Origin of the sequence: Variovorax rhizosphaerae, assembly GCF_037889975.1 — a bacterium.
Classification (GTDB): domain Bacteria; phylum Pseudomonadota; class Gammaproteobacteria; order Burkholderiales; family Burkholderiaceae_C; genus Variovorax; species Variovorax rhizosphaerae.
The window spans coordinates 36,730-47,145 of the sequence record NZ_JBBKZT010000033.1 but is presented as its reverse complement, the minus strand read 5'-3'; the positions used below and the strand labels follow the sequence as shown (position 1 = coordinate 47,145).

At 65.3% G+C, this 10,416-nt stretch carries 8 protein-coding genes; 5 read left to right on the top strand and 3 right to left on the bottom strand.

Annotated elements, in window-relative coordinates; translation table 11 throughout:
• Window positions 1-461: 461 nt before the first annotated feature.
• A complete protein-coding gene (locus WKW82_RS36745; protein WP_340348137.1) occupies window positions 462-1,544 on the bottom strand; it encodes a DUF1989 domain-containing protein in 1,083 nt (360 codons plus the stop codon).
• 218 nt (window positions 1,545-1,762) lie between these two features.
• Between WKW82_RS36745 and WKW82_RS36740 the strand changes: the two genes are divergently transcribed.
• From WKW82_RS36740 to WKW82_RS36720, 5 genes are all read left to right on the top strand, one after another.
• The gene (locus WKW82_RS36740; RefSeq protein ID WP_340348136.1) at window positions 1,763-2,500 is read left to right on the top strand and encodes a GntR family transcriptional regulator; all 738 of its coding nucleotides are present in this window, start codon (window positions 1,763-1,765) and stop codon (window positions 2,498-2,500) included.
• Window positions 2,501-2,566: 66 nt separating this feature from the next.
• The gene (locus tag WKW82_RS36735) at window positions 2,567-3,709 is read left to right on the top strand and encodes a BMP family ABC transporter substrate-binding protein (protein ID WP_340348135.1); all 1,143 of its coding nucleotides are present in this window, start codon (window positions 2,567-2,569) and stop codon (window positions 3,707-3,709) included.
• A gap of 294 nt (window positions 3,710-4,003) precedes the next feature.
• Window positions 4,004-4,945, top strand: a complete 942-nt coding sequence (locus WKW82_RS36730; protein WP_340348134.1) for a Bug family tripartite tricarboxylate transporter substrate binding protein — start codon at window positions 4,004-4,006, stop codon at window positions 4,943-4,945.
• A gap of 4 nt (window positions 4,946-4,949) precedes the next feature.
• On the top strand, window positions 4,950-6,587 hold the full coding sequence (locus WKW82_RS36725) for an arylsulfatase (RefSeq protein WP_340348133.1): 1,638 nt from the start codon (window positions 4,950-4,952) through the stop codon (window positions 6,585-6,587).
• Window positions 6,588-6,621: 34 nt separating this feature from the next.
• Window positions 6,622-7,533, top strand: a complete 912-nt coding sequence (locus tag WKW82_RS36720; RefSeq protein WP_340348132.1) for a LysR family transcriptional regulator — start codon at window positions 6,622-6,624, stop codon at window positions 7,531-7,533.
• Between the two features lie 182 nt (window positions 7,534-7,715).
• On the opposite strand, the gene WKW82_RS36715 is transcribed toward WKW82_RS36720, so the two are convergent.
• Together WKW82_RS36715 and WKW82_RS36710 are read right to left on the bottom strand one after the other, a co-directional pair.
• On the bottom strand, window positions 7,716-9,314 hold the full coding sequence (locus tag WKW82_RS36715) for an arylsulfatase (RefSeq protein WP_340348131.1): 1,599 nt from the start codon (window positions 9,312-9,314) through the stop codon (window positions 7,716-7,718).
• Window positions 9,315-9,435: 121 nt separating this feature from the next.
• Window positions 9,436-10,416 (bottom strand): Bug family tripartite tricarboxylate transporter substrate binding protein, encoded by a 981-nt coding sequence (locus WKW82_RS36710; protein ID WP_340348130.1) that lies wholly within the window; start codon window positions 10,414-10,416, stop codon window positions 9,436-9,438.

The following is a 10,416-nucleotide window of genomic DNA, read 5'->3' as shown; positions in this document are numbered from 1 at the left end:
TGCGACGGTCGCGGAAGAAATGACCGAAGTGGCTGTGATCGCCAAGCCGGCGCGCGCTGCTCGCAAGGGCTGAAGCGTCCGAGGCTGAGGGCTGCGCAACTTGCGCAGGCTGCGTCGAGACGACGGGCCGGTGCCCTCACCCAGCCCTCTCCCAGCGGGAGAGAGAGTCAGGCAGGACACGTGGCCTGCGCCATGGCCGGGAACGATGACCCGGCCATCCAAGACAAGACGCCCTCCGGATTAGCGGAGGGCGTTTTGTCGTTCACCGCGCGCACGCTCTGAAGGTGCGAGGATTTCGCAGCGAGGGCGGCAGCCGGGAGGCCGGTTCGCGCAGCGGAACCGTGCGCCTGTACGGTGACAACGAAGTTGCGGCGAGGCTGACGACTGCGCGAAGCGCTTGTCACGCCGGAGCCAGCACCGCAGACCCGAGATCGACGTCCGCAGTAGAAAGACTCGCACCTTCAACCCAGGTAGCGCTTCTCCCACCAACTGAACACCACGTCCCGCAGCATCGCGCCCCGGTTGCTCCCGTAGTACTGGTGCAAGCCAAACGACGCCAGCGTCTCGACTTCGGCATCACTCAACTGCACCTCCACATCCCGCTCGACGATCGGCGTGTTGGTGAACTGCGGCACATAGCGCTCATCGCGCTGCAGCGGCCGGTCGGCCTTGATGGTCGGCTGCCTGAACTGCGCCGGCGTGCGTTGCGTGTCGTACTCGGCAAGGGCGGGCACGACCGCTAGGTCGGCCTCGGAGGCGTCGTAGATCTCGATCTTCAGCGGCTTCAGCGAGAAGTTGCTGGTGCGCATGATGTCGGCGCCGCAGACGTTGGGCACGGCCAGCACGTCCATCAGCGCGAGGAACTCGACGTAGTCGCCGGCCTTGGAAGTCTGGCGCTCGATGCGGCCGCGGTCGCCGACGATCTCCGTCACCATGAAGAGGTTGAAGGAGTCGTGCACGTCGTCGGGCGTGAGACCGTATTCGCGCTGTGCTTCCGACTGGATGTCGTGGCAATTGGTGTGCTTGCGGAAGCCGTAGGCCGACTCGTAGAGGTTGGCGCTACAACGCGGGAACATCACGTCATTGGCACGCACCGTGTCGGCCAGCACGTACATCATCGCGCGCTCGCGCGGGGGCGCCGACCACAGGTAGTCGCCGGGACCGGGGTTGAGTCCATGCACGGTGCGCGTGCGTCCGACGTGCATGAACTCCTTGTAGTCGTGCAGGTTGAAGCAGTTGAAGTCGGCGCACTGGCCGCCCTCTACCTGCTCGATGCGGATGACCTGGCCTTTCAGTACCTCGAAGGCCTTGCCGGTGCCGGGCTGGATCACATGCGAGGTCAGGAGCGTGCGCTTCGTCGAGAACGACGACACGTCGGGCTTGCCTGCGGGCGCGGGTTTCGCCGATGGCACGCCGTCTTTCCATTCGCGAATCGCGCGCTGCGCCAGTGATTGGATGTCGGCCGCATCACCGAGCGCGATGCACCGGTCGATCAGTTCGGATTGCTGCTGGTTCAGGCTCAGCCTGAGCGTCTGCGAGGTCATTTCAACTCCTGTTTGGTGTACCTGATGAGTGTGTGCAGGTATGCAAGATCTTGGCCAATCGGTTGGGCGCGCCGCATACCCGAGTCGGTGCAAGTCGTCGGCCTAGACGGGGCTCCGGTGCGCCAATCCGGTGCGGGAAGCGTGCTTTGGCACGATTCGGAGCTGGCCCGCTTTTCGCATACATGGTCGCAACTTCAGGAATACCTGCGCTGTACACCATGACCGAACCGAGAAAGGCCGACGCCGCCTACCTGGCGATCAAGCATGCGGTGATCGAGCAAGCCCTCACGCCGGGCACCCGACTGCCGGAGGACGTGCTGGGCACGCACTTGAACGTGAGCCGCACGCTGATCCGCGAGGCCCTCGCACGCCTCGCCGCCGAAGGCCTGGTCGAAGCCGGCCGCAAGCGCACAGCCACGGTGGCGCAGCCTTCGCGCGCCGAGGCGCAGAGCGTGTTCGAGGCGCGCGCCTGCCTGGAGCGCGAGGTGGTGCGCCTCGTCATCAAGAACTGGACGCCCGCGATGGGCGCGGTGCTCGAAGGCCATGTGCGCAGCGAGGAAGAAGCAGCGCGCGACCTGCCGCCGACCGTCTGCGCACGCCTCGCGGGCGAGTTCCACATCAAGCTCGCGCAACTGAGCGGCAACCCGGTGATCGAGCGCTACCTTTCGGAGCTGGTCTCGCGCTGCTCGCTGATCCTGGCCATCTACGGCAACCCGCATTCGTCGCAGTGCGGCATCGACGAACACCGCACGCTGATCGAGTCCTTCCGCCGCGGCGACGAGAAGACGGCCGTGCGCCTCATGGTCACGCACTTGAACGGCGTGCAGGAGCGCGCGCTGATGCCCGAGAAGAAGCCGGTCGATGAAGACCTCGGCAGCATCCTCGGCCGCTACAGCGCGGGCACCGCCGCCATCACCCCGATAACAACAACAAGGCGTCGCCGCAAGTCGGCCTGACGCATCGCGCTTTCCCACAACGATTTCCCCCTGCTCTCCCAACTCGACCACCAAAGGAATCTGCAAATGTCGAACACCACCAACTGGAACCGCCGCCGCTTCCTGGGCACCACCTTGAGTTCCGCCGTCGGCAGCACGCTCGCCGGCACGGCGATCGCGCCCGCCATCCTTGGTGCAACGGCTGCACAGGCCCAAGGCAAGGGCGTCACCGTCGGCCTCATCTACGTCGGCCCGCGCGACGACTATGGCTGGAACCAGGCCCATGCGGTGGCTGCCAAGGCGCTGAAGTCAGTGCCCGGCGTCAAGGTCGTCGAGGAAGAAAACGTCCCCGAAACCGTGGCCGTGCGCAAGACCATGGAAGGCATGATCCAGAGCGACGGCGCCTCGCTGATCTTCCCGACCTCTTTCGGTTACTTCGACCCCTTCATGGTCGACATGTCGAAGAAGTACCTCAAGGTCGAGTTCCGCCATCCGACTTCGCTGTGGTCGGCCGACAAGCATCCGATGAACCTCGGCGGCTACTTCTGCTACCTCGACCAGGCCCACTACATCAACGGCATCGCCGCCGGCCTGTCGACCAAGTCGAACAAGATCGGCTTCATCGCCGCCAAGCCGATCGCCATCGTGCTGCGCAACATCAACACCTTCACCATGGGCGTGCGCAAGGTCAACCCGAACGCGGTGGTGCAACTGGTGTTCACCGGCGACTGGTCGATGCCGGTGCGCGAGGCCGAGGCCTGCAATGCGCTGATCTCCGCCGGCAACGACGTGATCGCCTGCCACGTCGACAGCCCGAAGGTCATCATCGAGACGGCCGAGAAAGCGGGTGTGAAGACGCTGGGCCACAACGCCTCGCAGGCCCAGCTCGCGCCCAAGGGCTTCATCACCGGCGCCGAGAACAAGTGGGAAACGGTCTACAAGACCTTCGCCGTCGCGATCTCCGAAGGCAAGAAGCTGCCCAACCAGTTCTTCGGCGGCTACGACAAGGACATGGTGCTGAGCACGCCCTTCGGCGCTGGTGCGAGCGACAAGGCACGCAATGCCGCGACGCAGGCGATCGCCGACCTGAAGGCCGGCAAGCCGATCTACACCGGCCCGGTGAAGAGCAACACCGGCAAGGTCGTGCTCGACAAGGGCTACGGGCTCTACGACCCGGTGCTCGAGAAGATGGACTACCTGGTGGAAGGCGTGGCTGGCACGCTGGGCTGATCGCGCGGAAGTTGGCGCCCCGCATTCGTTGGGGCGGGTGACGCGGGATCGGATTGGGCCGTACGCGGAGGTCGCGAATGTCGCGAAGAGTTCGAAGGAGCATTTCTTCGGTTTTCCTTCGCGTCCTTCGCGGTACCTTCGCGTTCGCGTCCTCTGCGTCCGGTCAAGTCCGCCTTTCGCAGCCTTGATCAGGGAAGGAGTGAGCCTAGGGTCAAACCCTGTTGTAAGTATCTAGTTAGTTATTAGAATTTCCTGAGGGCCCCAGCTCAAGGCGGCCCAAAGGATGCTTTCAACATGCTCAAGAAACTGCTGGCGACCCTCGCCCTCTCCATGTCGTCCGTCCTTTGCGGCGCACAGGCACCCGCCGTCACGCAAGTGGTCGTTCCGGCGCCGCCGGGCGGGCCGTCCGATCTCATTGCCCGCATCGTGATCGGCAAGTTCCAGTCGCAAGGCGAGACCTTCGTCATCGACAACCGGGCCGGAGCGAACGGCATGATCGCGGCGCGCGGCGTGGCCTCCGATGCCAAGGCCTGGATGGTCGCGGATGGAACGCTGCTCACGGTCAATCCCTTGCTGTATCCCAAGGAAAAGGCCTTCGACATCGAACGCGACATCGAACCGGTGGCCGGACTGCTCCTGCAGCCGACGGTGCTGGTGGTCAGGGCCGATGCGCCCTGGAAGACCATGAAGGATCTGGTCGATGCAGCCAAGGCCGGCAGTGTGAGCTTCGCCTCCGGCGGCATCGGCTCCAGCGGCCATCTGACGATGGGGCTGTTCGCCGAAGCGGCAGGCTTCACGCCGATGCATGTGCCGTACAAGGGGATTGCACCCGCGCTCACGGATCTCATCGGCGGACGGGTGGATGCTGCCTTCGTCCTCGTCTCCGGCGTCGCCAGCCTCGTCAAGTCGGGCAAGTTGCGCGCACTGGCCGTCGCGAGCGACACGCGGCTGCCACTGGCGCCCGGCGTGCCGACCATCGCCGAAGCCGGCTTGAAAGGCTTCCGTGGCGAAGGCGCCTACTTCCTGATGATGTCGGCCAAGGCGCCGGCAGCGGACAAGGACAAGGCCAGCGAGCGCATGAAGCAGGCCTTGAGCGACACCTCGCTGCAGGACAAGCTGAAAGACCTTGGCCTGTCGCCGCGCTGGATGTCGGCGAGCGACGCGAAGAAATGGATCGCCACCGAACACGAGCGCAATGCGAAGTTCATCGCCAGCAACAACATCCGACTTGAATGAAGACATGAGCACCGATAAACAGCGCCCCAACATCCTGCTCGTCCTTGCCGATGACCTCGGCTTCTCGGACATCGGCTGCTACGGATCGGAGATCGAGACGCCGCATCTGGATCGACTCGCGGCCAGTGGCCTGCGCTTCACGCAGATGTACAACACCTCGCGTTGCTGCCCCACGCGCGCCTCGCTCCTCACTGGCTTGAGTCCGCATCGCGCGGGTGTCGGCCACATGGTCGAGGACCTCGGCGTGGGACCGGCCTATCAAGGCTATCTGCGCGAAGACACGCAGACCATCGGAGAGTTGCTCAAGCAGGCCGGCTACCACACCGGCTTGTCCGGCAAGTGGCATGTGAACTGGGCGGTTGGCGGACCGAGCACGCCGTTGGCGGACAAGGTCGCCAAGGTGGGCAAGCCCGGCTATCCGCATCCCTTGCAGCGCGGCTTCGATCGCTTCTACGGCACCATGGCCGGTGCCGGCAGCTTCTTCAATCCCTTCAACCTGATGGAGCAGGACCAGTTCGTCGAGCCCGAGGGCGCCAACTACTACTACACCGATGCCATCAGCGCCAAGGCGATCGGCATGATGGAAGATGCGGTCGCGGAAGGGAAGCCCTTCTTCACGCACGTCTGCTACACCGCGCCCCATTGGCCGCTGCACGCGCATCCCGCGGACATCGCGCGCTACAAGGATCGCTACCTGTGCGGCTGGGATGCGATACGCGCGCAGCGGCACCGGAAGATGCAGGACCTCGGCATCGTCTCGCGCGAGTGGACCATCACCGAGCGCGACGAGTACGCGCCGCCGTGGGAATCCTTGGACGAAGCGACCCGCCAATGGGAGGCGCAGCGGATGGCCGTCTATGCGGCCCAGATCACCTGCATGGACCGCGGCATCGGCAGCATGCTCGAGACGCTGGACCGCCTCGGCGTGCGCGACAACACCATCGTCATGTTCCTCAGCGACAACGGCGGCTGCGCGGAGTACCTGAAGGAAGACGGCTGGTTCGTCCGCTACAGCGTGCCGACCCGCGATGGCCGTCCGACCCGGGTGGGCAACGAGATGGATATCGTGCCCGGACCGGAAGACACGTTCATGAGCTATGGCCTGCCGTGGGCGAACGCATCGAACACCCCGTTTCGCCTCTACAAGCACTACGTCCATGAAGGCGGCATCGCCACGCCGCTCGTCGTCTCCTGGCCCGCCATCGTCAAGGCAGCGCGCATCGACGACAGCGTGGTGCATGTGCAGGACCTCCTGCCGACCTTTGCGGACCTGGCGGGCGCGACGGCGTCGATGTCGCGCGGCGACAAGGGCATTCAATCCGTCGAAGGAGAGAGCTTTGCGGCCGCGCTCCAGGGCGACCGGTTCGAGCGCGACAAGCCGCTGTGCCTGGAGCACGAGGGCAACTGCGCTGTCCGCATCGGCCGATGGAAGGCCGTGCGGAAATACCCGGGCGACTGGGAGCTGTACGACATGGTCGTCGACCGCACGGAGACTTGCGACGTCTCGCAACAGCATGCCGACAAGTTGAAGGCGCTGGTCGCCCACTACGTCGATTGGGCCGCGGCTACCGGCGTGGTGGATTGGCCCGTCGAGTCCGAGATCGCGAAAGCAAGTGCGTTGCAGGGCGTGGGCGGGCGATAGACGAGACGCCTGCTTCCAGAAAACAATCGCGCCCATGCGCTTCATCCTGTCCCGCCACCTGGCGCACTTCAACGCCGTCTATGACGCGGGAAGCCTGCGCGCGGCCGCCAGCGAGGTGGGGCTTTCGCAGGCCGCCTTGTCCAAGTCGCTGCATCAGTTCGAGCATCTTGCCGGCCTGCAACTGTTCGACCGGACTTCAAAAGGCCTGATGCCGACGCCATGGGCCCACGTGCTGCGGCAACGCGCGCGCGTGCTCGGCAAGGAGCTGGACATCACGCAGTGGGAACTCGATGCGGTCACGCAGCGCCTGAAGGGTCATCTGAAGGTTTGCGTCGGACCGGTCTGGAACGAAGCTTTCCTGCCCGAAATCCTGCCCACTTTCCTGCGCCTTCAGCCAGGCATCCGCGTCACCGTTTCGGTGGGTTCGTGTGCTGAGGCGTTGAACCAGATCCGGGAGGGCCATCTCGACATCTACCTGGGCGTCCTGCCGACGACGATGGACGACGAGCTTCTGCAGGCACTGCCGATGCTCGACATGTCGCTCGGCTTCTTCGCGAGGCCTTCGCACCCGGTTCTCGGCAAGCGCGCGCTGACCCTCCATGACATGCGCGCATACCCCTGGATCGGCTTCTCGCTGAACGATCGATTGGTGCAGCTCATCGATCACGACCTGGGCCTGAGCGGTGAGCACGCGCAGGGCCTCGAACTGAGTGTGCCGACGGCCAGCGCACTGGGCGAGGTGGTCGTGCATGGCGACCACCTGGCGGTGGTCAGCGATGCCATGGCGTCGGTGCTGGCGGCCAAGGGGGTTGTCAGGGTGCCGCTGCAGGACGTGTTCTCGCGCTACAGCACGGGCATGGTGTGCCGTGGCAGCCTGCTGGAATTCGCGCCGGCACGCGAGTTTCGTGATGTGTGCCAGCGCGTAGTCACCCGGCAGAAGGTGTGAATCTTTCTACTGCGGCCGCCGATCTCGGGTCTGCGGTGTTGGCTCCGGAATGACAGGCGCTCCGCCGAGTTGTCAGCCTCGCCGCAACGTCGTTGTCACCGCACTGGAGTGCGGCGCCGCTGCGCGAAGCGGCCTCCCGGCTGGCGCCCCCGCTACGAAATCTGTCACACCTATTCGGCACCTCAGGGTTTCTGTTCCGCGTAGCGGCTGCGGGCTCGCGCAATCAGTTCGTCCCACGGCCGTGCGCCGACCTGAGTGGCCCAGTGCGCATGCATCCCTGCCATCTGTTCGCGCATCTGGCGCGACTTGCCCGACAGGTCGTTGAGCTCGGTGCGATCGTCCACCATGTTGTAGAGCTCCCAGTCCTGGCCGTACTGGCGCACCAGCTTCCAGTCGCCCATGCGCACCGCGTCGTTGCCCTCGTGCTCCCAGTAGATGGGCGCGCTGCGCTGATGCGACGGCTGCTTGAACAGCGGCACAAAGCTCTCGCCATCGACCTTCTGGATCGCCTGGCCCGCGTATTCCGTGGGATAGGCGACCCCGGCCGCCTGCAGCAGCGTGGGCAACACGTCGACGACATGGAAGGGCTGGTGCACGAAGCCGCGCGCCTCGATCCCTGCCGGCCAGTGCGCCACCAGCGGCGTGGAGATGCCGCCTTCATGGACGTAGTGCTTGTGCTGGCGGAACGGCGCGTTCGACACGTTGGACCACGGCAGGTCATAGCTCATGAAGGTCGTGGCCCCGCCCGGCCGCAGGTCGGTCCGGTTGCCGGAGTCGATCGCGCGGCCATCGGGCAAGGTCGAGGGAAATGCCTTGCACCAGCCGTCTTCGCACAAGGGCTCGGCGCAGCCGCCGTTGTCGGACAGGAACAGCACCAGCGTGTCGTCCTTGACGTTCAGGCGCTCCAGCGTGCCCATGATCCTGCCCACGCCCTGGTCCATGCGGTCGACCATCGCCGCATAGACCGCCATGCGCTGCGCCTCCCAGTCGTGATGGGGTGCCTCCTGCCATGCCGGCGCGGCCTTGTCGCGCGGGCTCAGCGACCACGGGTTCTGCAGGGCACCGGTGGCAATCATCGATTCGTGCCGTGAGCCGCGTAACGCATCCCAGCCGCCGCGGTAGGCGTTCTCGTAGCGTGCGATGTCTTCCGGCGGCGCATGCAGGGGCCAGTGCGGCGCGGTGTAGGCCAGGTAGAGGAAGAAGGGCTTGTCGTCGCCGACCGACTCCTCGATCATCCCGCAGGCCTTGTCGCTGATGGCGTCGGTCAGGTAGAAGTCATCCGTCTCCACATGGACGCGTTCATCGTCGTCCATCAGGTGATGCGGCGCGAAGAAGCTCGTGGCACCGTCCAGGCATCCATAGAAGCGGTCGAAGCCGCGCTGGCGCGGCGTCGGATGCTCCACATCGCCGAAGGTCCACAGGTCGGTCTGGCGCGGATCGAAGTCGCCGCCCACATGCCACTTGCCCGCCATCAGCGTCCGGTAGCCGGCCGGCTTGAGCGCCTCCGCGATGGTCACGCTGTCATTGCGCAGCTTGCCCTGGTAGCCCGGCAGGCCGAAGTCCACCGCCATCCAGCCGATGCCGGCCTTGTGCGGATACAGGCCGGTGAGCAGGGAGGCGCGAGTCGGACAGCAGCGCGCGCAGTTGTACATCGAGGTGAGCGTGATGCCGTTGGAGGCCAGCTTGTCGATGTTCGGCGTGCGGATCTCCGAGCCCATGAAGCCCATGTCGGAGAAGCCCATGTCGTCGACAAGGATCAGGATGATGTTTGGTTGTTTCATGGAAGGCTTTGAACGATTCAGGAATGACTTCAGGCGCGGCGGCCTCCCAGGCCGATGCGGTCTTGCCGCACCGACGTGATCCCCCGCGCAGGATGGGCCGGACGCGGCCCGGCCCCGGGGATCACGAATCCATCGTGATGTTGTTCTGCTTGATCAGCAGCGTCTGGGTGTCGATCTCCTGCTGCAGTTCCTGGACGAATTGCGCCGAGGTCTTGCTGGGCGCGACTTCGCTGGAGGACAGGTCCAGCAGCTTGCGCATCTCGGGCTTCTCGATGGCCGCCACGAGGGCAACGCGCAGTTCTTCGAGCACGGGCGCCGGCGTGCCGGGAGGCGCTGCAAAGCCGCCCCACCAGGTCCAGACGAAACCGGGCACGGCCTTCTCGGTCATCGTGGGCACGTCCGGCAGCGCCGTCGTGCGCTTGTTGCCGGTCACGGCCAGGACGCGAATGCGCTTGTCCATGGCGAGAGGGAACGCGGTCGCGGTGATGGCCATCGCGCAATCGAGCTGTCCGGCCATGACGGCCTGCAGGGATTCGCTCGCCGCCTTGAACGGCACATGCACCGCGCTCAGCCCCGGAACCTTGCCCTTGAGGACTTCGAGTCCGAGGTGCGCCGGCGTCCCGATGCCGCCGGACCCGTAGGTGATCGTCCCCGGCTTGTCGACCATCGCCTTGAGCAGTTGTTCGATCGTCTTGTACGGCGAGTTGGCGGGCACGCAGATGCACATCGGACCGTAGTTGATGCGCGTGATCGGCGACATGTTCTTCAACAGGTCGAACTTCTTCTGCAACGTCTGCAGCGTGACGTGCTGGGAGCCGATGAAGGCAATGGTCGAACCATCGCGCGGCGAGCGCGCCAGGTCGGTCAGTCCGATCAGGCCCAGGCCGCCCGGCTTGTTGTCGACCAGGACCGTGCGGCCGAAGTCGGCACGCAGCGATTCACTCACGGCGCGGCAGAACGCATCGCTGGCGTCGCCTGCCGGGTAGGGGCAGATGATGCGCATGTTCGTGGGCAGCGAAAGCGCAGCACGGGCACTGGCCGCGTGGAACACAGGAAGGCCTGCGGCGGCGAGCTGGAGGAATTGACGACGGGCGATGGGCAT

Coding starts and splice junctions, on each gene's coding strand:
- WKW82_RS36745 (WP_340348137.1), bottom strand. CDS start 1,544: ATGACCTCGCAGACGCTCAGGCTGAGCCTGAACCAGCAGCAATCCGAA.
- WKW82_RS36740 (WP_340348136.1), top strand. CDS start 1,763: ATGACCGAACCGAGAAAGGCCGACGCCGCCTACCTGGCGATCAAGCAT.
- WKW82_RS36735 (WP_340348135.1), top strand. CDS start 2,567: ATGTCGAACACCACCAACTGGAACCGCCGCCGCTTCCTGGGCACCACC.
- WKW82_RS36730 (WP_340348134.1), top strand. CDS start 4,004: ATGCTCAAGAAACTGCTGGCGACCCTCGCCCTCTCCATGTCGTCCGTC.
- WKW82_RS36725 (WP_340348133.1), top strand. CDS start 4,950: ATGAGCACCGATAAACAGCGCCCCAACATCCTGCTCGTCCTTGCCGAT.
- WKW82_RS36720 (WP_340348132.1), top strand. CDS start 6,622: ATGCGCTTCATCCTGTCCCGCCACCTGGCGCACTTCAACGCCGTCTAT.
- WKW82_RS36715 (WP_340348131.1), bottom strand. CDS start 9,314: ATGAAACAACCAAACATCATCCTGATCCTTGTCGACGACATGGGCTTC.
- WKW82_RS36710 (WP_340348130.1), bottom strand. CDS start 10,416: ATGCCCATCGCCCGTCGTCAATTCCTCCAGCTCGCCGCCGCAGGCCTT.